Annotated in this window: 19 protein-coding genes and 1 pseudogene; 8 read left to right on the top strand and 12 right to left on the bottom strand. The window is 72.8% G+C overall.

All coding sequences use genetic code 11. The features are described 5' to 3' along the window. Positions 1-50 precede the first annotated feature (50 nt). The 3 genes from TR46_RS13300 (at position 51) to TR46_RS13290 (ending at position 4,861) form a co-directional block, all read left to right on the top strand. The gene (locus TR46_RS13300) at positions 51-2,348 is read left to right on the top strand and encodes a bacterial transcriptional activator domain-containing protein (protein ID WP_042399164.1); all 2,298 of its coding nucleotides are present in this window, start codon (positions 51-53) and stop codon (positions 2,346-2,348) included. A 73-nt stretch (positions 2,349-2,421) separates the two neighbouring features. Then, positions 2,422-3,675 carry a transglycosylase family protein gene (locus tag TR46_RS13295; protein ID WP_052432760.1) on the top strand — a complete coding sequence of 418 codons (1,254 nt, stop codon included), beginning with the start codon at positions 2,422-2,424 and terminating at the stop codon, positions 3,673-3,675. Positions 3,676-3,769: 94 nt separating this feature from the next. Then, positions 3,770-4,861, top strand: a complete 1,092-nt coding sequence (locus TR46_RS13290) for a hypothetical protein (protein ID WP_042399162.1) — start codon at positions 3,770-3,772, stop codon at positions 4,859-4,861. 46 nt (positions 4,862-4,907) lie between these two features. Here the strand turns inward: TR46_RS13290 and TR46_RS37855 are convergent, their stop codons facing one another. After that, positions 4,908-5,753: an arginase family protein gene (locus TR46_RS37855; RefSeq protein ID WP_084718419.1), complete on the bottom strand. Its 846-nt coding sequence runs from the start codon at positions 5,751-5,753 to the stop codon at positions 4,908-4,910. Between the two features lie 172 nt (positions 5,754-5,925). Continuing rightward, positions 5,926-6,333 carry a YciI family protein gene (locus tag TR46_RS13280; protein WP_042399159.1) on the bottom strand — a complete coding sequence of 136 codons (408 nt, stop codon included), beginning with the start codon at positions 6,331-6,333 and terminating at the stop codon, positions 5,926-5,928. Positions 6,334-6,612: 279 nt separating this feature from the next. On the opposite strand from TR46_RS13280, the gene TR46_RS13275 reads away from it, so the two are divergent. Beyond that, positions 6,613-8,460, top strand: coding sequence for an MFS transporter (locus tag TR46_RS13275; protein WP_063770584.1), 1,848 nt, complete (start codon positions 6,613-6,615; stop codon positions 8,458-8,460). Positions 8,461-8,541: 81 nt separating this feature from the next. Here the strand turns inward: TR46_RS13275 and TR46_RS13270 are convergent, their stop codons facing one another. The 10 genes and pseudogenes from TR46_RS13270 to TR46_RS13225 all read right to left on the bottom strand — a co-directional run bounded on the left by TR46_RS13270 (position 8,542) and on the right by TR46_RS13225 (position 18,136). Further along, positions 8,542-9,345, bottom strand: coding sequence for an alpha/beta fold hydrolase (locus TR46_RS13270; RefSeq protein WP_042399155.1), 804 nt, complete (start codon positions 9,343-9,345; stop codon positions 8,542-8,544). A 160-nt stretch (positions 9,346-9,505) separates the two neighbouring features. Further along, a complete protein-coding gene (locus tag TR46_RS13265) occupies positions 9,506-10,045 on the bottom strand; it encodes an alpha/beta fold hydrolase (RefSeq protein WP_052432758.1) in 540 nt (179 codons plus the stop codon). A gap of 72 nt (positions 10,046-10,117) precedes the next feature. Then, positions 10,118-10,933, bottom strand: a pseudogene (locus tag TR46_RS44200) (SAM-dependent methyltransferase). A gap of 291 nt (positions 10,934-11,224) precedes the next feature. Next, a complete protein-coding gene (locus TR46_RS13255; protein WP_042399151.1) occupies positions 11,225-12,262 on the bottom strand; it encodes a L,D-transpeptidase in 1,038 nt (345 codons plus the stop codon). 185 nt (positions 12,263-12,447) lie between these two features. Then, complete coding sequence (locus TR46_RS13250; protein WP_052432757.1) at positions 12,448-14,211, bottom strand: SpoIIE family protein phosphatase; 1,764 nt, start codon at positions 14,209-14,211, stop codon at positions 12,448-12,450. 187 nt (positions 14,212-14,398) lie between these two features. Further along, entirely contained in the window at positions 14,399-15,991 is a 1,593-nt protein-coding gene (locus TR46_RS13245; RefSeq protein WP_042399148.1) for an APC family permease, read from the bottom strand. Between the two features lie 183 nt (positions 15,992-16,174). Beyond that, on the bottom strand, positions 16,175-16,762 hold the full coding sequence (locus TR46_RS13240) for a hydrolase (RefSeq protein WP_042399144.1): 588 nt from the start codon (positions 16,760-16,762) through the stop codon (positions 16,175-16,177). A gap of 74 nt (positions 16,763-16,836) precedes the next feature. After that, the gene (locus tag TR46_RS13235; protein WP_042399142.1) at positions 16,837-17,274 is read right to left on the bottom strand and encodes a MarR family winged helix-turn-helix transcriptional regulator; all 438 of its coding nucleotides are present in this window, start codon (positions 17,272-17,274) and stop codon (positions 16,837-16,839) included. Positions 17,275-17,416: 142 nt separating this feature from the next. Further along, positions 17,417-17,623, bottom strand: a complete 207-nt coding sequence (locus TR46_RS13230) for a cold-shock protein (protein WP_042399140.1) — start codon at positions 17,621-17,623, stop codon at positions 17,417-17,419. Between the two features lie 324 nt (positions 17,624-17,947). Then, positions 17,948-18,136: a hypothetical protein gene (locus tag TR46_RS13225; RefSeq protein ID WP_042399136.1), complete on the bottom strand. Its 189-nt coding sequence runs from the start codon at positions 18,134-18,136 to the stop codon at positions 17,948-17,950. An 86-nt stretch (positions 18,137-18,222) separates the two neighbouring features. Between TR46_RS13225 and TR46_RS13220 the strand changes: the two genes are divergently transcribed. The 4 genes from TR46_RS13220 to TR46_RS13205 all read left to right on the top strand — a co-directional run bounded on the left by TR46_RS13220 (position 18,223) and on the right by TR46_RS13205 (position 22,039). Continuing rightward, positions 18,223-19,173: a helix-turn-helix domain-containing protein gene (locus tag TR46_RS13220; protein WP_042399134.1), complete on the top strand. Its 951-nt coding sequence runs from the start codon at positions 18,223-18,225 to the stop codon at positions 19,171-19,173. 90 nt (positions 19,174-19,263) lie between these two features. Next, positions 19,264-19,905, top strand: coding sequence for a pentapeptide repeat-containing protein (locus TR46_RS13215; RefSeq protein ID WP_052432756.1), 642 nt, complete (start codon positions 19,264-19,266; stop codon positions 19,903-19,905). A 54-nt stretch (positions 19,906-19,959) separates the two neighbouring features. Next, positions 19,960-20,619: an NAD(P)H-binding protein gene (locus TR46_RS13210; RefSeq protein ID WP_042399131.1), complete on the top strand. Its 660-nt coding sequence runs from the start codon at positions 19,960-19,962 to the stop codon at positions 20,617-20,619. Between the two features lie 133 nt (positions 20,620-20,752). After that, positions 20,753-22,039, top strand: a complete 1,287-nt coding sequence (locus TR46_RS13205; protein ID WP_042399129.1) for an FAD-binding protein — start codon at positions 20,753-20,755, stop codon at positions 22,037-22,039. The last annotated feature ends 75 nt before the right edge of the window (positions 22,040-22,114 follow it).

Raw genomic sequence — 22,114 nt, 5'->3', positions numbered from 1 at the left:
CCCCGGGACTCCCCCCCCACTCCCCCCCCGCCGCGACACCTGCCCCGACAGTGGCCCCGCACCGCTCCCTGCCCGAGGAGAACGCAGCACCGCAGGCGTCCCCCGCCGCCCCGTCCGCCCCGGATCGCGCGGCGCCGCCGCCCCCGCACCCGGCAGCGGACCCGCTCCGGCTCCCGGCCCTCGGGGCCGCCGCGCTTCTCGCCGCCGCCCTCGTCGGGCTGCTGGTCCGCAACCGGGTCCGCCAGCAGCGCCGCAGGCCTCCGCGCCGGCGCATCCCCATGCCCGGCGTCGAGGAGCAGCAGTACGAGGCGTTCCTCCGGGCCATGGCCGACCCGACCGGCCTTGACCTGCTCGACCGCACCCTGCGCACCCTCGGTATGACCTGCCTGGAGACCGGCGCGGAACTGCCGCCGCTGACCGCCGTCGCCCTGCGTCCCGGCGGCACCGTCGACCTGCACCTGGCAGCCCCCGCCGCGCCCCTCACCCCCTTCGCGGCGGCCTCCCCGGACGGCAGCGTCTGGCGCTGCCACGCGGACGAGGCCGAGCTGATCGCCCCCGAGCAGGCCCGCGACGTCCCGGCCCCCTACCCGGCGCTGGTCACCCTCGGCCGCACCATCGACGGGGCGCACGTCCTGGTGGATCTGGAGCAGGTGCGGCAGCTGCACCTGGACGGCACCCGCGAGGAGGTCGCCGCGGTCTCCCGCGCCCTGGCGGCGGAGCTCGCGGCGAGCCCGCTCGCGGACCGGATGCGGCTGCTCGCCGTCGGCGGTCCGGGACCGGCCGGGGCCGACGAGGCCTTCGGCAACGACCGGATGTCCCGCTGCGACAGTACCGACCAGGCCGTCGCCGAGCTGATCGCACACCGAACCGCAATGGAAGGCTCGCTGACCGGGTGCCAGGTCCCGCATCCCCGCGCGGCCCGCTCCCAGGGCGTGGCGACGGACGTCTGGGCTCCCACTCTGCTCTGCACCGATCGTGAATTGACGGGCAGTCAATTCTCGCAGCTGACCTGGGCGCTGTCCGGAGCCGAGCACCGCTGCGTCGCCGCGGTCACCCCGGCGACGGCCGGTCCCGGCCTGCGTGTCGACGCACGTCCCGGCCACCACCAGTCGCCCGGCGGACTGCCCTTCGCCGTCGAGCTGCAACGGCTGACGGCGGACGAGTACACGGCGGCGCTGAGCCTGCTGGCCACCAGTCTGCTCCCGGCCGACGAACCGCCGCCGGACTGGACCGGCCACGACCCGGAGGCCGCACCCGACCCGGACGACCCGTTCGTCATCCCGGTGCTGGCCACCCGCTCCCGGGCCACCGGCGGCGGCGCTCCCGCCTCGGCCACCTCCGTGCCGCTGCTCGACCCGGACCTGCCCGGCGGTGCCCGCCCCCGAAGCGGGCTGGTCCCGGCGCTGAGCACCGGTCTGAGGGCGCACCGGGCGGCGGACGCGGAGATCCGGCGGCAACGGCAGCACCCCGGCGAACCGCCGCCGCACGCCGAACCGCCGCTCACGGGTCCGCCGCCGCTCGGCGAGGACGGCTGGCCGCTGGCGCCGGCCCCGCGCGTGCTGCTGCTGGGGCCGGTGCGGCTGATCGGCGCCACCGGCTTCGCCGAACCGGCGCTCACCAGTCAACTCACGGCTCTCGCCGCCCTGTTGGCGGCCCATCCGGACCCCGACCCGAGACTGGTGGACGCGGTGATCCACCCGGTCCCGTATGCCGCCCAGCGCCCGGCCGCGGTCGGCCGCAGGGCCCAGCAGGTCCGTACCGCCGCGCTGTCGCGGCTGCGCGACTGGATGGGGGCCGCTCCCGGTGGCGCCCCCTACCTCGACCCGGCCGCCAGGCGGCTGCACCCCGCCGTGACCTGCGACTGGACCGACTTCCAGGACCTCTACCGGCATGGCATGAACGCCCGCGGTCCGGCCGAGGACGCTGCCCTGCGGCGCGCGCTGGACCTGGTGCGCGGCGGCCCCTTCGACGGCTCGCACCAGCTCTACCCCTGGGCCGAGCCCTACCGCCAGGACATGGTCTCGGCGATCATCGACACCTCCCACGAACTGGCCAAACGCCGCCTCGCTGTCGGCGATCTCACCGGCTGCGAGACAGCCCTGCACAGCGGCCTGGCGGCGGTTCCCGAGGCCGAGATCCTGCACCGCGGCCTCATCCGCCTCTACGCCACCTCCGGGCTGCGCGACCATGTCGCGGCCACCATCACCCGGCTCGCCCAGGTCAACGACGCGTTGGGCTGCCTCGGCTACGAACCCGAGACCCTCGAACTGTTCAGCTCGATCTCCGGCCAGGGGCCGGGGCGGACCGCGCACCAGCGCAGACACAGATACCGCCACAGACGCGGCTGACGCTCTCCCCACCGCGACCCACTGACCTGCCGTCCTGACCTGTCGTCACTCTGCGAACTTGAGGAGCCAAGGGATGATCCCCTCGAACGGACGCCACCGCCGGCCGCAACCGCCCACCGCGGCGGGCGCCACCCTGGCGAAGGCCGCCGGCGCGACCGCCGTCGGCGCCGCGCTCCCGGTGCTGGTGGCCGCACCCGGCCACGCCGCCACGTCCTCGGTCTGGGACAAGGTGGCCGCCTGCGAGTCGGGTGGCGACTGGCAGATCAACACCGGCAACGGCTACTACGGCGGACTCCAGTTCACCGCCTCCACCTGGGCCGCCTACGGGGGCGAGCACTATGCGAGCCGCGCCGACCGGGCCAGCGAGGCCGAGCAGATCAGCGTGGCGCAGCGGGTGCTGCAGGGCCAGGGCCCCGGAGCGTGGCCGGTCTGCTCGGTCCGGGCAGGACTCACCCGCAGCGACGGCGCCGCGGCTCCAGCGGCAGCGGCGAAGACGGCGAAGCCAGCGGTGAAACAGGCCGCGGCCAAAAAGCCCGCCGCTGCCGAGCCCGCCGCAAAGCCCGCCTCCGCGAAGCCTGCGGCCAAGAAGCCGACCGCCGGCAAGAAGCCCGCCCGGTCCGCCCAGGCCGTCGAGCACACGGTCCGCGGCGGCGAGACCCTCTCCGGCATCGCCGAGAGCCTGCATGCGACCGGCGGCTGGCCGGCCCTCTACGCCGAGAACCGCTCGGTCGTCGGCGGCAACCCCGACCTCATCCTCCCGGGCGAACACCTCACCTGGACGGCGCCGACCACCGCCGCGAAGGCCGCCACCACCGCGAGGCCCGCCACCACGGCGAAGCCGGCCACCGCCGCGAAGCCGGCTGCCAAGGAGAACACCTTCGCGACCAGCGTCGTCCACCACACCGCCTCGACCGCCGCCGCCTTCGTCGCCCCGATCAGCGCCCGCTACTGGATCTCCGAGGGCTACGGCGTCCCGGGGCCCTGGCAGGCCGGGCACCACACCGGCGTCGACCTCGCCGTCCCGGTCGGCACCACCGTCCACGCCGTCGGCGCGGGCACCGTGGTGAAGGCGCAGTGGGGCGGCGACTACGGGAAGATGGTCATGGTCAGGCACGCGGACGGCCGCTACAGCCTCTACGCCCATCTGTCCCGGATCGACGTCCACACCGGTGAAGCCGTGTCGGCCGGTACCCGACTGGGCCTGTCCGGCGCCACCGGCAATGTGACGGGGCCGCACCTGCACTTCGAGGTGGACACCACCGAGCAGTACGGCTCCGACACCAACCCGCTCAGCTGGCTCGCCTCGCACGGCGTCCAACTGTCCTGACCCGGGTCCGAGCCATCGGAGCGCGGCGGCCGCAGGGGCCGCGTAGGGTGACCTTCGGTGCCGACAGGTGCGGCGCGGAGGGAGGGAAATCCAGGTGCGGCCCCTGCTCGGAGTGCTAGGCGTCCTCGTCGTCCTCGGTGTGTTCTCGTCGGTGGTACGGACCCTGGTGATGCCGCGCCCCTCCAGTTCCGGCTTCACCCGGCTGGTGCTGGCGGCGCTGTTCGTCCCGTTCCAGCTGGTGGCCGACCGCTGCCCCAGCGTGGAGCGCAAGGACCGGGTGCTGGCGCCGGTCGCACCGCTGTCGCTGCTGGTCACGCTGATGCTGTGGCTGTGCTCGTTCCTGGTCGGCTACGCCCTGCTCGAAGCCGCCGTCAGCGACCTCGGTGCCAAGGCCGCGCTGGACGAGGCCGGGTCGTCGCTGTTCACGTTGGGCTTCTTCAGCAGCCACAGCAGTGCGCTCACCGCCGTCGACTTCTGCGCCGCGGCCACCGGGCCCATCGCCATCGCCCTGCAGATCGGCTACCTCCCCGCGCTCTACAGCGCCTACGCGGCCCGGGAGGCGGAGGTGACGCTGCTCCAGTCGCGCTCCGGCAGCCCGCCCTGGGGCCCGGAGATCCTGGCCCGCTACGCCCAGGCCGGGCTGCTGGACTCGCTCGACGAGCTGTTCAGCAACTGGGAGCGCTGGGCCGCACAGGTCAACGAGAGCCACACCACCTATCCGGTGCTGATCCAGTTCCGCTCGGCCCGGGCCACCCGCAACTGGATGGTCTCGCTGCTCTCCGTCCTCGACGCGGCCGCCCTCAACCTGGCCTTCAACCCCTCCCGGCAGCCGCAGACCCCGGCCCGGATGGCGCTGCGGGCCGGCTACGTCTGCATGCGCGACCTCGCCGACGTCCGGGGCATCCCCTACAGTTCGGATCCGATGCCCGACGACCCGATCGACCTGGACTACGGATCCTTCCTCGACGGTGTGGACCGGATGCGCCGTCTGGGCTTCCCGATGGAGCGCACCCCGGAGGAGGCCTGGCCGCACTTCAAGGGCTGGCGGGTCAACTACGAGAACCTCGCCTACCGCCTCGCCTACGACATCGACGCCGTCCCCGCGGCCTGGTCCGGCTCCCGCCGAACCCCCTCGGTCATCCTCACGCCGACCACCCCGAAGGACCGCCAACCGGCGACGAGCTGAGGTCGAGCCGGACGTCGGACGTCGGCGCGGCGGACCCCGGCGCGGACTACGCCGTTCCGCCGTCCCCCAGCGCCGGTCCCAGCGCCGGTCCGAGCACCCGTCCGAGCATGCGGACCAGTGCCTCCATCAGTCCCCCCTCCGGGTCGTGGTCCGGGTTGGCCTCCGTCACCACCAGGCCCGCGAATGCCGGGCTGGCGCAGAGGCGGGCCAGTACGGCCTCGGCCTGATCGACCGTCAGGCCGTTGAAGTGGGGGAAGTTCGCGAGCGGGAAGGCGCCGGTGTCCAGGACGTCCACGTCGAAGTGGACCAGGACGGAGTCCGTGCGGGCCCCGAGGTGGGCGAGCGCAGCCGCTGCCGCGGCTTCGGGGTCGCTGCGGACGGCGGCCACCGGTGTGGCGTGGAGGCGGTGGGAGGCCAGGCGGCCCCAGTGCTCCGTGCTGGGCTCGGCGGGGTCGAAGCCGAGTAGCGCGATGTGGTCGGCCGGGAGCAGCGGGTGCCGGGGGCCGAGGCGGGCGAGGGCGGGGACGCCGTCGCCGAGCAGATGGGTCATGCCCATGGTGTCCAGCACACCGGAGTCGGTGGTGTCCGGGGTGCCCAGGTCCGCGTCGCCGTCGACGTACACGAGGCCGGGGGTGCTCCCCTGTGCCGCCAGCCCGGCGACCACGCCCAGGGTGACGGTGCAGTCGCCGCCGAGGACCAGGGGCAGCCGTCCGGCCCGTACGATCGCCGTGACCTCCGTGGCCGTGCGGCGGCGGTCCGGGCCACCCGTTCCAGGTCGCGGACGCCGCCGACCGGGGGGCTCGGGCGGTGCCGTTGTACCGGCAGGTCGCCGTAGTCCTCCACGGTGACGCCGTGGGCGGCCAGTTCCTTGGACAGGCCTGCCCGGCGCCAGGCCGCCGGCGCCTTCTCCTGGCCCGGGTTGTGCGAGCCCGCGCTGGTCGGGACGCCCAGCAGACCCAAGCCGATGTCCTTGTACTCAGCCAGTCCAGCCATGTCAGGGCCCCTGCCCGCCCCCGCGGCATCCATGCCGTCCCGGGGGCGGGTGCAGGGTGCCTCGGCTGCGCTCAGCCCTCGTTGATCGGGGGCGCGTCCATCACCGGCTGGACGTGGATGGGCATGTTCAGCGGGCGGCCGCCCGGGCCCGGGGCGGTGGAGAGGTAGGCGGCGAGGTCGTAGGCGGCCTCGGGGGTGGGGCAGTCGACGATCCAGTAGCCGGCCAGGAACTCCTTGGTCTCCGGGTAGGGACCGTCGGTGATGACCGCCGGGCCCCCGTCCGCACCGGCCCGGACGATCCGGGCCTGGTCCGGGGAGGCGAGGCCCTGTGCGTCGATCAGCTTGCCGCGGGCGGCGATCTCCGTGTCGGCGTCCCGCATGAACGTGATGTGGGCGGCGACCTCGTCCTGGGACCACGTGTTCAGCGGCGGGAAATCGGCGGAGACCTGGCTGAACTGCATCAGCAGCATGTACTTCATGGCGTTCTCCCTGATGGATCGGGCGGTTCGGGCGGTTCGGGTGGATCGGGCGTCGTTCGGGCGGTGCGCCCTCTCGACGCTTTCATCCATGGGTCGGAGCCGGGGTGCGGTTCTCTACATCCCCGGGGAGGGAATCCGAGAAAACTTCCGGCGTGCGCCGGAGCGGCTGCCGTCCCCGCTCACTACGACTCCGGGGGGGTGCGCTGATCCGATCAGGTGACAATCGATACCCTGCCTGGGAAGGTTGTAGGTAGCAACCACTGAAATGGAGTTCCCCACATGGTCGGCGATTCATCGCCCTCCCGGTCCGCCGCCTCCCCGGCAGCGGACGGACCGCAGGGCCACTCAAGTCCGCACGGCCCGCACTACAAGTGGATCGCACTGTCCAACACCACCCTCGGCATGCTGATGGTGATGATCAACCAGTCGATCGTGCTGATCGCCCTGCCCAATATCTTCGACGGCATCAGGCTGAACCCCCTGGACCCCCACAACACCAGTTACCTGCTCTGGATGATGATGGGCTTCATGGTGGTCACCGCGGTGCTGGTGGTCTCCTTCGGGCGCCTGGGCGACATGTTCGGCCGGGTCCGCATGTACAACGCGGGCTTCCTGCTGTTCACCGTCTGCTCCATCCTGCTCTCCCTCACCTGGGGCAGTGGCAGCCAGGCGGCGCTGTGGCTGATCGGCTGGCGCATCGTCCAGGGCATCGGCGGCGCGCTGATCTTCGCCAACTCCACCGCGATCATCACCGACGCGTTCCCGGTCAACCAGCGCGGCACCGCGCTGGGAATCAACGTCATCGCCGGTATCGCCGGCGGCTTCATCGGCCTGATCCTCGGCGGTGTGCTCGGCCCGGTCGGCTGGCGCTGGATCTTCCTGGTGTCGGTCCCGGTCGGGGTCTTCGGCACCGTCTGGGCCTATCTCAAGCTCAAGGACACCGGCACCCGCCAACCCGCCACCATCGACTGGTGGGGCAACCTCACCTTCGCCGTCGGGCTGATCTCGATCCTGGTCGGCATCACCTACGGGATCCAGCCCTACGGCGGCAGCACCACCGGCTGGGGCAACCCCTGGGTGATCAGCGCGCTGGTCGGCGGCCTGATCGTGATGCTGTTCTTCGTCTGGATCGAGACCCGGGTCGAGGACCCGCTGTTCCGGTTGTCGCTGTTCAAGATCCGGGCCTTCACCGCAGGCAACCTGGCCAGCCTGCTGACCGCGCTGGGACGGGGCGGCCTGCAGTTCATCCTGATCATCTGGCTCCAGGGCATCTGGCTCCCGCTGCACGGCTACAGCTTCCAGGACACCCCGCTCTGGGCCGGCATCTACATGATCCCCATGACGGTGGGTCTGCTGGTCGCCGCGCCGATCTCCGGCATCCTCTCCGACCGCTTCGGCTCGCGGATGTTCACCGTCGCCGGGGCGCTGCTCAACGCGCTGAGCTTCGGGCTGCTGATGGTGCTCCCGGTGAACTTCCCGTACTGGGCCTTCGCCGCGATCCTGGTGCTCAACGGTCTCGGGGCCGGGCTTTTCGCCTCTCCCAACCGGGCGCAGATCATGAACGCGATCCCGGGGCGCCAGCGCGGCGTGGGCGCGGGGATGACGGCGACCTTCCAGAACGCCGCGATGGTGCTGTCGATCGGCATCTTCTTCAGCCTGATCGTGATCGGCCTGTCGCAGAACCTGCCGTCCGCGATGTACAGCGGACTGACCGCGCAGGGCGTTCCCGCCTCGTCCGCCCAGTCGATCTCGCAACTGCCGCCGCTGGCCGTGCTGTTCGCCGCCTTCCTGGGCTACAACCCGATGCAGCAGCTGCTGGGTCCGGTGCTGAACCAGATCCCCGCGGACAAGGCGGGCTACCTCACCGGCCGCAGCTTCTTCCCGCACCTGGTCACCGGCCCGTTCCAGGACGGCCTGAGCGTGGCGTTCTGGTTCGCCCTGGCGGCCTGCCTGGTCGCGGCGGCGGCTTCGGCGATCACCGGCGGCGTCAAGCCCGTCAAGGCCGTCAAGCCCGGAGCCACGGTGGAGCACGAACGGCCCTCGCCGGTGGGCGACGAGCCGGTCTCCGCGGACGACGTGGAGGACGTGGTCGACCCGGTGCGCACCAGCGCCGCCGGCGACAGCTGACGGACCATCAAGAAGCAACCGCAGGGGTCCACCGGCCGATCCGCGGCCGGCCGGTGGGCCCCTTCACATCGTCCTTGCCGGTCAGCGCTGGTGCGACTGGAAGAACTCGGTCAGCACCGGTGCGACCGCGCCCGGCTTGAGCATGTGCGTCTGTCCCGGCAGGGTCCGGTAGTCGGTGTCCGGCAGCACGTCGGCGAGTTGGTGCATGCCGTCCCGCATCGACTGCGGACTCTTGCCGCCGTCCATGACCAGTGTCGGCAGCGTCGCCGAAGTCCAGCGGTCCTTCGACAGCGGACGGCCGGAGCCGGTGTCGCCGAGCACCCGCATGTCGTACGGGAGGGTGTGCGCCACCGCCTTCAACTTCGACCACACCGGCAGCAGTTGCATCACCATCAGGACGGGTGACGGCACGCCGACGGTACGCATGAACATCTTCAGCACCTTGCCCCGCCGGCCCGTCGCGACCAGGGCGTCCATGGTCCGGATGTAGTCGTCCGGACGCACCGGGCCGTTGCTGTCCACGGCCAGCGGGAACTCGTAGAGGGCGAGCGTGACGAAGCCGGGCAGGACCTGCGCGGCCTCCAGCGCCAGCGCTGCTCCCGAGGAGATCCCGTACACGTGGGCGGTGCCGCCGGCCGCCTCCAGCACGGCGGCCAGGTCCTCGACCTCCCGCTCGACGGCGTAGGGGAGGGTGTTGCCGCTCTCGCCCCGGCCGCGCCGGTCGTAGGTGTAGACGGTGAAGTGGCCGGCCAACGCGTCGGCGAGCGGACGGGCGGGCCCGGACCCGCGGTAGCAGAGGGCGCCGTCGACCAGGATCACGGCCGGCCCGCTGCCGGTCCGCTCGTAGCCGATGACGGTGCCGTCCTTGGAGATGGTGGAGGCCATGGTGACTCCCTGAAGACGATGCGATCGTTGACGGTGCCGAGCCAGGAGCTCGCCGGCTCGACCTGTGATCGAGTACGGACTCATCGTGAGGCAGCGGACACGACCTGTCAGCTCGTCAGCGACCGTGTCGCCGGACCCGGCTGAAGCCGCGGCGGACTGATCAGCCCGGAGCGGCAGCGGGACGAAGCCCGTCCAGGAACTCGGTCTGCCAGAACTCCTCCGCGTCGGCCGCCAGCTGCACCTCGAAGGCGCGCTGCTGCATCCGGCGCAGCTGCTCCCGGGCCGGCTCGTCGGCCTCGGGGCCGAGCCAGGTCCGGACCATCAGCTCGACGGCGCCGGCCACGTCCCCGGCCGCGAGCAGTGCGTCCTCCTGCTCGCCGAGCGACCGCAGGGCGGCGCCGGGGGTGTGCCCGGGGCTGCCTGAGCACAGCAGGGCCAGGGCGCCGACCAGCTCCGGCCATCGCGCGGCCGTCTCCAGCGCGACGCCCCCGCCGTACGAGGAGCCGATCAGCACCGCCGGACCGGCGCCGAGGGCGCCCAGCAGTTCGGCGACGTCCTCGGCGTCGCTGTAGCGGCGGTCTGGCGCCGGCGTGTCGCCGAAGCCCCGGAAGTCGCAGCGGACCACCCGGTAGCCGGCCTCGGCCAGGGGCCGCCACTGCGGCTCCCACATCCGCCGGTCGCCCACGGCGGAGTGTCGCACACGGCGGAGTGCAGCAGCAGTACGGTCGGTCCGGCCCCGGCGACGTCATGAGAAAGGATCATCCGCCGAACGCTAGTCGAGACCCCCGCGTTCGGCGACCAGGAATCCCTGGGCGCCGATGTCCAGTCCGGGGCGGCCGTACGCCTGCTCCAGTTCGTCCTTGCCGTGGACGGTGACCTGCCAGCCGTGGCGGGTCAGCCAGTCGGTCGCGGGCTCGCCGAGGCCGCCCCTCCAGAGCTCGGTCAGGGCCTGGAAGCGCTGGTCCGCACCGTTCTCCGCGATCATCCGTCCCGGTGCGTGGCCCTCGGACAGCGAGAGCCGGCTGCCGGGCGCGGAAAGCCCGGTCAGGGCCGACAGCAGGGTGTCGGCCTGCTCGGTCTCCAGGTAGATCAGCAGTCCCTCGACCAGCCAGGCGGTCCGGGCCGCCGGGTCGAAGCCGGCTTCGCGGAGCGCCGCGCCCCAGTCCTCGCGCAGGTCGGCGGCCAGCACGGCGCGCTCGCAGGAGGGCACGGCGCCCTCCTCGTTCAGCACCCGCTCCTTGAAGGCCACCACCGGCGCCAGGTCCAGCTCGAACACCCGGGTGCCCTCGGGTCAGGCCAGCCGGAACGCCCGGGTGTCCAACCCGGCGGCCAGCAGCACCACCTGGCGGCAGCCGGCCTCGGCCGCCCGCAGCAGGTAGTCGTCGAAGAACCGGGTCCGCAGCACGATCCGCGCGGCCAGCGCGGCCCCGCCCGCGCTGCGCTCCCGCGGCGCGGCGTACTCGGCCTGCGACCGCGACCCGGTCGCGGCCCGCACGAACGCCTTGGCGTACGGATCCGCGAACAGCCGGTCCTCCCGCCTGCTCTCCGCAGCCCGCACCCGGGCCACTCCGACCGCGGTCCGCTGCACCCCGGTGGGCAGCAGCACCCCTTGTTCTCCCACGACGACACCCCTCTCCTCGACGGACCCGAGCGCCCCCGCACCGGCCCGCGCGCGAGGCTACACCGCATCCATTCGGGGCGCAGGGGCGGATACGGGAACCGGGAGGGCGAACTGCGTACGCGCCGCGTCCTGGTGCGGAGTCCGGACGGGTGTGAACGCCTCGGCGGGGCGTTACGGCTCTGTCGAGCGGGACTCGTCAGCGATGCCGATGATCCAACCAGCGGCGGGGGCCCGGGCGCCAGGGCCCGCCGGGCCGGGTCAGGCCGGCTTGGTGGTCTGGGCGCCGGTGGCGCTGATGGCGAGCCACTGGAGCCAGGTGAGGTTGTAGGCGGCGTAGCCGTTGTCGGCGTCGGCCTTGCCCCGGGGGGAGCCGGTTATGGTGACCGGGTCGCCCTGCTTGGAGTAGGTGTAGAACCAGGTGGCGTCCGCGAGGGAGAGGTGGACGCAGCCGTGGGAGCCGAAGCCGTGGCCGGGGTTGGGGTCGGCCCCGGAGAAGTGGACGTAGGTGCCGGAGAAGGTCAGGTGGACGTCCCAGGGCAGGCTCTCGTCGTAGAAGTCCGGGCTGCTCTTGTCGCAGGTGATGCCGGCGCTGCACGAGGTCATGTGGACGGTCCTGGACTTGTCGATCACGGCCATGGTGCCGTCCCAGGTCGGGAACTTGGGGTTGCCGGCGTCGATGGAAAGGTTGCGGACCACCTTGCCGCCGTTCTTGACCTGCATCGAGTGGCCGGTCACCGAGATGGTGGTCTCGACGTCGGCGCCGATGGCGAAGCTGTGCGAGTAGGCGTGGGTGCCGACGTCGCCGTTGCCGTCCTGGACGCCGGCGAAGTCGGCCTTCACGGTGACCTGGGTGCCGGACTTCCAGAAGCCCTGCGGCCGCCAGTCGACCCGCTGGCCGCCGAACCAGTGCCAGGCGCCGGTGACCGGCGTGGACGTGGTGACGCTCAGGTGCTGCTCGATCGCTTTGCGGGCGGACGCCGCCACCGGCTTGGTGAAGACGATCGAGATCGGCATGGCCACCCCGACGGAGGCGCCGGGGGCCGGGGTGATCGAGTCCAGCAGCATGGGCGGCCCGGAGGGCGACGGGCCGGCGCTCGGGCTCGCACTCGCGGACGAACTGCCGCTCGCGGCCCCGCTCCTGCCGGTGCCCGCCGGGCCCGGGGAGTTCGCCTGCGGCGACTTGCTGGTGCAGGCCGCCGCGCCGACCAGCACCACCCCGGCCAGGAGGGAGACACCGATGCCGCTCCTGGTGCCTTTCCCGGTTCGACCCGGCCCGCTCCGCTCACGCGTCGTCATGTCGTCCTTGCCCCGGCATGGTTGGCCACGCCGGTCCGGGTTCGGGTGGTTGCGCGGTGCGTCGGGACGCATGGGTGCTCTCACTCCCTCGGGGCCGGGGCCGGGCGGCTGTCTCCTTCAGGTGCTGCCCCGACTGTCTTCCCGGATCTCGCCCTTATGAACGTCCGGTCCCGATGAAGGTGAGGTCACCACCCCTGGGAACGTCGCTGCAGCAGGAAGACGGCGACATCGTCCGCCCGCGGGCTCTGTGCCTGGCAGGGGCGGACCAGGTGGTCGGCGAGGAGTTCCAGCCGGTCGGGGCCGGAAGGCCCGTCGGCTGGGCCCGTGCCGTCGCGAGCCGAGTCGCGGGCCGCGTCGCGGGTCCAGTCGGTGACGGTGGCGAGCAGCCGCTCCAGCGAGGTGTCGATGGACTCGCCGCGGCATTCGATCAGGCCGTCGGTGTAGAGCAGCAGGGTCTCGGCCTGCGCCAGCACGGTGGCCGTCTCCGGGTAGTGCGCCTGCGGGTCGACGCCGAGCGGGGGGCCGCCGGGCAGGTCCAGCTCGACGGCGGTGGCGGGGCCGCCGTCCGGGCCGGGTCCGTCCTGGATCCGGACCGGGAGCGGGTGGCCGGCCCTGGCGGCCTCGACCTCGCCGGTGGCCGGGTCGAGGGAGAGGTAGCAGCAGGTGGCGAAGAGGTCGGTGTCCAGGTCGGCCAGCAGCCGGCCGGTGCGGGCCAGCACGGTGCCGGGGGAGTGGCCCTCGGCGGCGTAGGCGCGCAGCGCGATCCGCAGCTGGCCCATCACCGCGGAGGCCTCGACGCTGTGGCCCTGGACGTCGCCGACCACCAGGCCGACCCGGCCGTCCGGGAGGTCCAGCACGTCGTACCAGTCGCCGCCGACCGCCATCCCGGTGGTGCCGGGGAGGTAGCGCACGGCGGTGCCGTGGCCCGGGACGGCCGGGACCCGGCGGGGCAGCATGGCGCGCTGGAGCTCGGCCGCCCACTGGTGCTCGCGGTCGTAGAGCCGGGCCCGGGCCAGCGCGTGGGCGAGGATGCCGGCGACGGCGGTGAACAGGGTGCGCTGCCCGTCGTCGAAGTGCCTGGTCCCGGCGAAGTCGAAGAGGCAGGCGCCGCGGCCGTCGTCGGCGCCGGTCAGCGGGAGCACGGCCCAGGAGCGGACCACGGCGGGGCCGCCGTCGTCGACGGGGACGGCCGCGCCCTCCAGGAAGATCGGGTGGTCGTCCCGGACCGCGCGCCGCATCGCCTCGGTCGCCGCGCCGCCGACGACGGAGCAGGGGTGCTGCGGGTCCTGCGCGTCCGCCTCGATCAGCAGGTGCTCGGCGTTCAGCGCGGGACGGGCGATGTCGGTCATCACCCGGGTCACCTCGGCGACGCTGGCCGCCTTGGACAGGGCGCGGGTGAGGGTGAGCATGAAGGAGTCGGCGGGACCGGCGGCGTCGGGACCGCCGCGCCAGGGCAGGGCGCTGCGGAACCAGGGGGCGCGCGGCCGGACCACCGGGGTGGGAGCGAGCGGCCGGCCCGGGTCCGCGCTCTCGTCGGTGCGGTCCAGCAGCAGCCCGGTGACCCGGTCGGGACGCCCGTCCGCGCCGAGCAGCACCTCCCCGCGCTCCTCCAACTGCCGGACGCTGCCGTCGGCGTGCACCACCTCGTAGCGGTTGCGGTAGGTGCCGCCGCGTTCGATCACCTCGGCGGTGGCGGCGGCCAGCCGGGTGGCGTCGTCTGGGTGCAGCGCGCCGAAGAGCGCCTCGGCTCGGCCGTCGAACGCCTCGGGGGCGGTGCCGACCATCCGGCAGACCGCGTCGTCCCAGAGGATGTCGCCGGTGGCCAGGTCCCACTCGTAGGCGCCCGCGCGGGCGGCGCGGGCGGCCACGGCGAGCCTCGGCTGTTCGATGGTCGGGTCGGGTTCGACGGTTGCCCGCTGCTGGGGCGCCTGCTGGGGCTGGGACTCCATGCCGGGGTGACTCTCCGCTGGGGTCGGGGCTCGATCAGGGGCAGACTCGATCACGGGCAAAGGTGTGACGGGCTATGGCGGTATGCACCAATTTATGTGCTTCCTGTGAAGCATACGTAGGATGTTGGGACGGCAGGGCCCGTTGTGGCGCTCCTCACGTAGTTCTCAGTCGGTGCACACCTCGCCCTCACTTGTCCAGAGCCACCGCGTTCGGCGGCGTCTCGTCCCGTGAGGCCGCGCTCACGGGCACGTCGGGGTCGCGGAACCAGCTGCCCTGGACCGCCCACTGGATCAGCATCAGCACCACGCCCAGCAGCAGCGCGCCGACCCCGATCACGGTCACGCCGCCGACCTGCCCGAGTCCGGGCAGATGGACCGAGGTGTAGCCGTAGTCCGGCGCCGCGTAGACGTCGAAGGCGGCGTAGCAGAAGAAGAACAGCAGCATCAGCGCGCCCAGGCCCGGCAGGATGCCCTTGAACCAGAGGTCCCTGGCGCTGCGGGTGAGCACCTTGCGGAAGTACCAGACGCAGGCGAAGCCGGTGAGGCCGTAGTAGAAGGCGATGCCGAGGCCTACCGAGGAGATCGAGTCGGTCAGCACATTGGTGCTGATCTTCACCAGCAGCACGTAGAACGCGATGGACGCCAGGCCCATCGCCACGGTGGACCAGGTCGGGGTGAGGAAGCGGCGGTGCACCCGGCCGAACCTGGCCGGGATCGCCTTGTGCGCCGCCATCGAGAAGGTGGTCCTGGCGGTCGGCAGGATGGTGGTCTGGGTGGAGGCCGCCGAGGAGGTCAGCACCATGAAGATGAGCAGCTTGGCCAGGAACCAGCCGAACCCCTTGCCGCCGAAGACCGCGTCGCCGAGCCCCGACAGCACGTCCCCGGCGTTGTCCGGGTTGCCCAGCCCGATGCCCTTGTCGCCGACCCCGGCGAAGGCCTGCGCCGAGGTGGACACCAGGGCGTAGATGATCAGCAGCAGCACGGTGGAGAGCACCGCGGCCCGGCCGGGGGTGCGGTGCTTGTCCGCGGTCTCCTCGTTCACGGAGACGGCGGTGTCCCAGCCCCAGTAGATGAAGACGGCGGAGAGGATGCCCGCGGTCAGCGCGCTCGCCGAGGGCACGTCGAAGGGGTTGAACCAGGACGCGGCGATGCGGATCGAGCCGCTGGGCGCGCCGCTGGAGTAGACCTTGACCAGCGCGGTCACCGAGAACAGCACCAGCATGGCCACCTCCACGCAGAGCAGCCAGCGCTGCAGGGCGGCCGAGACCTCGATGCCGACGTAGCAGATCGCGGTCATCACCATGATCCACACCACCCCGGCGACCGTGGTCCACAGCGTGCTCCCGGCCAGGCCGGCGAAGCCGAAGAGCTGGAACCCGTAGGAGCCGGCGATCTGCGCCAGGTTCGCCATCACGATGACGTCGGCGATGACGATGCCCCAGCCGCCCATCCAGCCGGTACGCGGCCCGAAGGCGCGGGCGGCCCAGACGAAGGTGGTGCCGCAGTCCGGGTCGACCTCGTTGAGCTCCTTGTAGGCGTAGGCGATCAGCAGCATCGGGATGAAGGCCAGGATGGTGATGATCGGAGCCTGCAGCCCGACCCCGGCCACGATCAGCCCCAGGGTCGCGGCCAGACTGTAGGCGGGGGCGGTGGAGGCGAGGCCGATCGCGACGGAGGAGAACAGTCCGAGGGCGTTGCCCTTGAGGCCCTTCTCCCCGGCGCCCGAGCCGGTGGCCTGGAAGGTCTCGCTGGTCGGGGGTGTGGGTACGGGTGTGCTCATCTGCAGGTCCCCTGCCTCTCGCGGTCGTGGCCACTGGCTGCGAGACGGCGGAACTGGAACTGACGCGCCGTCATGGCCGGATGGTAGGGCCCAGCAGGCCGATCCGGTGATATCGACGGCGCGTCAGTTGTACTGCGATTCCGGGGAGAACGGCCCCAGTGCCCTCGTGAGGCCTTGTGGGCCCTACTCGGCGGCGGTGGCGTCCAGCAGCGCGAGCACCTCGGCGGTGGCGGCGGTCTCGCCCAGACGGGGGAAGATCTTGTCGAAGCTGTTGGCGTGCGCGTCGGCGTCCATGTCCGAGGTGGCGTCGGAGACGATGGTGACGTTGTAGCCGTGCTCGTGCGCGGCGCGGGCGGTGGACTCCACGCCGATGCTGGTGGCGATGCCGGTCAGGACGATGCCGGTGACGCCGCGGCGGCGCAGCTGCACGTCCAGGCCGGTGCCGTGGAAGGCGCCCCAGTTGCGCTTGGTGACCAGCAGGTCGGTCGGCTGCACGTCCATCTCGTCGACCAGCTCGGCGAAGTCGTCGGGCCGGGCGCCGCCGCCGGCCTTGGCCTCGGTGCGGCCGGGCGGGACGTCGCCGCCGTCGGCGGAGAAGTCGACGTTGACCAGCACGACGGGCAGGCCGCGCTTGCGGAAGGCCGCGGCCAGCTCGGCGGACCGGGCGACGGTGTCGGCGGCGGAGTGCGGCTTGGTGGGCAGTGCGGCGATGCCGCGCTGGAGGTCGATGACGACCAGGGCGGTACGGGGGTCGAGCGTGGTGGCGGGCATGGGTGCTCCGTGGTTCGGGGGGATCGGTTGATCGGCGGTTCGGTCGATCGGCGGAACGGGGGAACGCGGGGCGTTCAGGACTCGACGAGGCGGCGCAGCAGCGCGATCGAGGCGATCAGGGTCCGCTGCTCGTCCGGGTCCAGCCGGGTGGCCACCGCGTCGAGCAGCCAGCCCTCCTTGGCGGACCTGATCTCATCGAGCAGCCGGGACCCGGACTCGGTGGGCGCCATGACCACCTGACGGCCGTCGGTCGGGTGCGCGCCCCGGCTGACCAGGCCCTGCTCCTCCAGCGCGGCCAGGGTCGCGCCCATCGACTGCGGCCGGACCCGCTCGGCGCGGGCCAGCGCGGCCGGGGTGTGCGGGCCCTCGTGGACCAGCCGGTAGAGGACGGCGGTCTGGGAGAGGGTCAGGGCCGCGCCCTCGTGCGCGGCACGCATCCGCCGCATCAGCTGTCCGAGCAGCTGGTGCAGCTCGGACACGGTCACGGCGAGTTCCTCGCGGTCGGTGTCCATACCCTGAGACTACGTTGTCATCAGGAAGACTGACAAGTTCAGCCTGAGAAGTTGGGCTGATGACATGATTGTGCCCCGTGCCGGAGCGGATCCGGTACGGGGCACGGTGGCGTCGGCCCGCGTCGGCGGTCGTCGGCCGCTGTCAGGCGATGACGCGGATGTTCTCCGCCTGCGGGCCCTTCTGGCCCTGCGCGATCTCGAACTCCACGGCCTGGCCCTCGAGGAGCTCCCGGTAGCCGGTCGCGTTGATGTTGGAGTAGTGGGCGAACACGTCGGCGCCGCCGCCGTCCTGGGCGATGAAGCCGAAGCCCTTCTCCGAGTTGAACCACTTCACAGTGCCGGTGGCCATGCTGCTCCCTTTGTCAGGAGTAAGGGGCGTGCCTGGTGCCCGCCCTCAGGGGTGAGGTGATCGCCCTGGTCCTCCGACTGGTGCACAGCACAGCGCCCACGGTGCTTGACCGTGGGCACATGAGACTTCGGAACCACGACTGCTGCCAGGAAAGGTATCGGATGCGCGTTCGCCTGGCTACGGTGCGCAGGCGGCAAATCGGACAACTGCCCGTGATCTTCCCTGGATTGTGTCGTGGTACGTCGGCTTCCGCTTCGTCCCGGCCGCCCGGCCGCACCGTCGGGCGGGTTGACGTAGCGTCAGCCCGCCTTGTGGCGACGGCGTTCAGCGGCGGGTCCGGGCGTCGGGGTGCCGGTGGGCGAGTTCGTCCGCGACCCGCTGGGCGTCCCGGTCGACGGGGCCGACCCGGCTTCCGGTGAAGGGTGTGAACGGGCCCTGCTGGCGGCGGTGGTTGCGTTCGAGGGCGTAGGCGAGGAGGGCGATGAGGACGAGGGCTACGGCTGCTGTGGTCATGGCAGTAATTGTTCTCTCATCGGATTCCTGCCATAAGTGGCAGGAGAGACCTGTACCGACAAAATCCTGCCAGCTATGCTGACGGGATGCTGAAGACCGTCGCTGTGATGCTGATCGACGACTCCGCGCCTTTCGAATTCGGCGTGGTCTGCGAGGTGTTCGGCATCGACCGCACCGAGGACGGCGTCCCCCCGTTCGACTTCCGGGTCTGCGGCGAGCGGGCCGGGCGACCGGTGCGGCTGAGCATCGGCGCGCAGATCGTCCCCGAGTACGGCCTGGAGGCACTGCGGGAGGCGGACCTGGTCGCGGTCCCGGCGGCCTTCATCCGGGACGAGTACCCGCCGGCGGTGCTGGAGGCGATCGTGGCCGCCCATGCCCGGGGCGCCACCCTGCTGTCGGTGTGCAGCGGCGCGTTCATCCTGGGAGCGGCCGGGCTGCTGGACGGCCGCAGCTGCACCACCCACTGGCGGCACGCCGACGCGCTCGCGGACCGCTTCCCCGAGGCCAAGCTCGACCCCGACGTGCTGTTCGTGGACGAGGGCGACATCATCACCAGCGCCGGCACCGCGGCCGGCATCGACGCCTGCCTGCACCTGGTCCGCCGCGAGCTCGGCACCGCAGCGGCCACCGCCATCGCCCGCCGGATGGTGGTGCCCCCGCAGCGGGACGGCGGCCAGCGCCAGTACGTCGCCGCCCCGATCCCCGAGTGCGCGGCCGACAGCCTGGAGCCGCTGCTCAGCTGGATGCTGGAGACCTTGGACACCGAGCACACGGTCGCGTCGCTGGCCCGCCGGGCCCAGCTGTCCACCCGCACCCTGGCCCGCCGCTTCGCCGCCGAGACCGGCACCACCCCGCAGCGCTGGCTGGCCGTCCAGCGGGTGGCGCACGCCCGCCGGCTGCTGGAGGAGACCGGCTGGGGCATCGACGAGATCGCCCGGGTCTGCGGCTTCGGCAGCGCGGCGCTGCTGCGGCACCACTTCCGCCGCGCGGTCGGGGTGACCCCGATGGACTACCGCCGGACCTTCACCCAGTGCTGAGCGCCCGGAACCGCGTCCCGGAACCGCCCCGAACCGTCCCGGAACCGCGTTCGCGGGCCGTTGTCGGACCCCCGGTGTTGAATGAGCGCCATGGCGAACCGACCGCGCGCTGACAACGATCCCGTCCCGCACCGGCCCCCGATCCCCGATCCCGAGCTGGTGGTGCGCGACGAGGACTGGTACGCCCGCGAGCTGACCGCCGCCGACCGCTACACCCGCTTCAGCTTCCTGGACACCGACTGGACCGAGGTCGTCAGCAGCGGGACCGTCTTCGACGAGTGCACCTTCGCCGGGGTGCGGTTCAACGCCTCCCGGCACTCCGGCGCGGCCTTCACCAACTGCGCCTTCCGCAACTGCACCTTCTTCGACACCCGGTTCACCGACTGCAAGCTGGTCGGCAGCGTGTTCCAGCGCTGCACCTTCAACCTGTTCCAGGTCTCCGGCGGGGACTGGTCCTATGTCGGGCTGCCCGGCGCCGACCTGCGGCAGGCGACCGTCGAGGACGTCCGGATGCGCGAGGTCGACCTCACCGCCGCGCGGCTGGAGAAGGCCGTGCTCACCGGCACGGACCTGTCCGGCGCGATGCTGCGCGGCGCCAGGCTCACCGGTGCGGACCTGCGCGGCAGCGACCTCTCCTCGCTGGACCCGCTCACCGTGGAGCTGCGCGGCGCCAGGATCGACCTGCCGCAGGCGGCCGTGCTGGCCACCGCGCTCGGGCTGCGGGTGGGCTGAGGGCGGCCTCGGGCCTCCGCGCCAGAACTCCGGACAGGCCATAGGGTCGGACCCATGCGCACTGTCATCGCCGGAGGACACGGCCAGATCGCTCTGCACCTGGAACGCCTGCTCGCCGACCGGGGCCACGCCCCGGTCGGCCTGATCCGCAATCCCGCCCAGGCGGACGACCTGCGCGCGGCCGGTGCCGAGCCGGTCGTGCGCGACCTGGAGTCGGCCACGGTCGAGGAGGTCGCGGCGGTGCTCGCCGGGGCCGACGCCGCGGTCTTCGCCGCCGGGGCCGGTCCCGGCAGCGGGAGCGACCGCAAGGACACGGTGGACCGCGCCGCCGCCGTACTGTTCGCGGACGCCGCCGAAGCGGCCGGGGTGCGCCGTTTCGTCGTGGTCTCCTCGATGGGCGCGGACCGCGAGCCCGCGCCCGGCACCGACCCGGTGTTCGCCGCCTACCTGCGCGCCAAGGGTGCGGCCGACGCCGACATCTCGGCCCGCAAGGGCCTGGACTGGACCGTGCTGCGCCCCGGCGCGCTCACCGACCGGCCGGCCACCGGGCAGGTGCTGCTCGCCCCGAGCACCGGCCGCGGCAGCGTCCCGCGCGCGGACGTCGCCGCGGTCATCGCGGCGCTGCTGGACGCCCCCGAGACGGCCGGGCTCACTCTGGAGCTCATCGCCGGGAACGCCCTGGTGGAGCAGGCGGTACGGCAGCTGGTGCGGTAGGCCGGGCGGCCGCGGAGCCCGCTCGGCACCGCCCCGCGTCCCGGGCCGCTCCGCCTCCGGCCGAAGCGCTGATCGCGGCCGGTACTAGGGTTGTGATCGCTAACACGGGGCGGGCGCGAGTCGAGGAGCGGGAATGTCGGGCACTACCACCGAGGCCGGTCGCAGGAACTGGGCCGGCAACGTCACCTTCGGGGCGGCACGCATCGCCCGTCCCGGCACGGTCGACGAGCTGCGCCGCACGGTCGCCGAGGGCGCCGCCGTGCGGGTGCTGGGCACCGGGCACTCCTTCAACCGCATCGCCGACACCGACGGAACCCTGGTCTCGCTCGCTGAGCTGCCGCCGCGCTTCGAGGTCGACCGCGCGCGGTCGACCGTCACCGTGGCGGCGGGGATGCGCCATGCGCAGGTCGCCGCGCTGCTGCAGGCCGAGGGGCTGGCGCTGGCGAACCTGGCCTCGCTGCCGCACATCTCGGTGGCCGGCGCGGTCGCCACCGGCACCCACGGTTCCGGCGTGGGCAACCCCGGGCTGGCCTCGTCGGTGGCCGGGCTGGAGCTGGTCGGACCGGACGGGGACATGGTCGCGCTGGACCGCGACAGTGCCGGCTTCGCCGGCTCGGTGGTGCACCTGGGCGCGCTCGGGGTGGTCTCGGCGGTGACCCTGGACGTGGAGCCGGCCTACCAGGTCGCCCAGTACGTGCTCACCGGGCTGCCGTTGGCGTCCCTGGCCACCGGCGACGCCGACGAGATGGCGGCCCTGCTGGGCGCCGCCTACAGCGTGAGCGTCTTCACCGACTGGTTCGGCGCCGAGGCCCAGATCTGGCTCAAGCACCGCACCGACGCCGGCGGGACGCCCCGGCTGGACTGGTTCGGCGCGGCCCCGGCCGACCGGCCGCTGCACCCCGTCCCCGGCGTCCCGGCCACCCACTGCACCGAGCAGCTCGGTGTCCCCGGCCCGTGGCACGAGCGGCTGCCGCACTTCCGTCCGGACTTCACCCCGAGCGCGGGGGAGGAGCTGCAGTCCGAGTTCCTGCTCCCGCGCGCCGCCGCGCAGGCCGCCTTCGCCGCGCTGCGGGAGCTGGGCCACCGGATCGCCCCGGTGCTGCAGATCTCCGAGATCCGCACGGTGGCCGCCGACGAGCTCTGGCTCAGCCCCGCCTACGGCCGCGACAGTGTCGCGCTCCACTTCACCTGGCACCAGGACGCGGAGGCCGTCGCCCCGGTGCTGGCCGCGGTGGAGGCGGCGCTCACCCCGCTGGGCGCCCGCCCGCACTGGGGCAAGCTGTTCACCGCGACCCCGGGGCAGGCCGCCGACCTGTACGAACACGCCTACGGCTTCCGCGAGTTGATGGACCGCCAGGACCCGGGCGGCAAGTTCCGCAACGCCTTCACCCGGAGCCTGTACGCCGGGGGAGCGGCGTAGGCGAAGTGACGGTGCATCAGAGGCCGGACCCCCGGCCGCCACCGGGGGTCCGCTGGGTAATACCTGTCGCGTGAC

This window comes from Streptacidiphilus carbonis, from assembly GCF_000787775.1.
Lineage (GTDB): Bacteria > Actinomycetota > Actinomycetes > Streptomycetales > Streptomycetaceae > Streptacidiphilus > Streptacidiphilus carbonis.
Note: the sequence above shows the minus strand (reverse complement) of the source record. Positions and strands in the feature narration are given on the sequence as shown.

Bases quoted from the DNA above. Each gene is read 5' to 3' on its own strand.
- TR46_RS13210 (WP_042399131.1), top strand. From the start codon at position 19,960: ATGCGCACTGTCATCGCCGGAGGACACGGCCAGATCGCTCTGCACCTG.
- TR46_RS13270 (WP_042399155.1), bottom strand. From the start codon at position 9,345: ATGGCCTCCACCATCTCCAAGGACGGCACCGTCATCGGCTACGAGCGG.
- TR46_RS13220 (WP_042399134.1), top strand. From the start codon at position 18,223: ATGCTGAAGACCGTCGCTGTGATGCTGATCGACGACTCCGCGCCTTTC.
- TR46_RS13245 (WP_042399148.1), bottom strand. From the start codon at position 15,991: ATGAGCACACCCGTACCCACACCCCCGACCAGCGAGACCTTCCAGGCC.
- TR46_RS13280 (WP_042399159.1), bottom strand. From the start codon at position 6,333: ATGAAGTACATGCTGCTGATGCAGTTCAGCCAGGTCTCCGCCGATTTC.
- TR46_RS13295 (WP_052432760.1), top strand. From the start codon at position 2,422: ATGATCCCCTCGAACGGACGCCACCGCCGGCCGCAACCGCCCACCGCG.
- TR46_RS13240 (WP_042399144.1), bottom strand. From the start codon at position 16,762: ATGCCCGCCACCACGCTCGACCCCCGTACCGCCCTGGTCGTCATCGAC.
- TR46_RS13275 (WP_063770584.1), top strand. From the start codon at position 6,613: ATGGTCGGCGATTCATCGCCCTCCCGGTCCGCCGCCTCCCCGGCAGCG.
- TR46_RS13250 (WP_052432757.1), bottom strand. From the start codon at position 14,211: ATGGAGTCCCAGCCCCAGCAGGCGCCCCAGCAGCGGGCAACCGTCGAA.
- TR46_RS13255 (WP_042399151.1), bottom strand. From the start codon at position 12,262: ATGACGACGCGTGAGCGGAGCGGGCCGGGTCGAACCGGGAAAGGCACC.
- TR46_RS13205 (WP_042399129.1), top strand. From the start codon at position 20,753: ATGTCGGGCACTACCACCGAGGCCGGTCGCAGGAACTGGGCCGGCAAC.
- TR46_RS13235 (WP_042399142.1), bottom strand. From the start codon at position 17,274: ATGGACACCGACCGCGAGGAACTCGCCGTGACCGTGTCCGAGCTGCAC.
- TR46_RS13230 (WP_042399140.1), bottom strand. From the start codon at position 17,623: ATGGCCACCGGCACTGTGAAGTGGTTCAACTCGGAGAAGGGCTTCGGC.
- TR46_RS13215 (WP_052432756.1), top strand. From the start codon at position 19,264: ATGGCGAACCGACCGCGCGCTGACAACGATCCCGTCCCGCACCGGCCC.
- TR46_RS13225 (WP_042399136.1), bottom strand. From the start codon at position 18,136: ATGACCACAGCAGCCGTAGCCCTCGTCCTCATCGCCCTCCTCGCCTAC.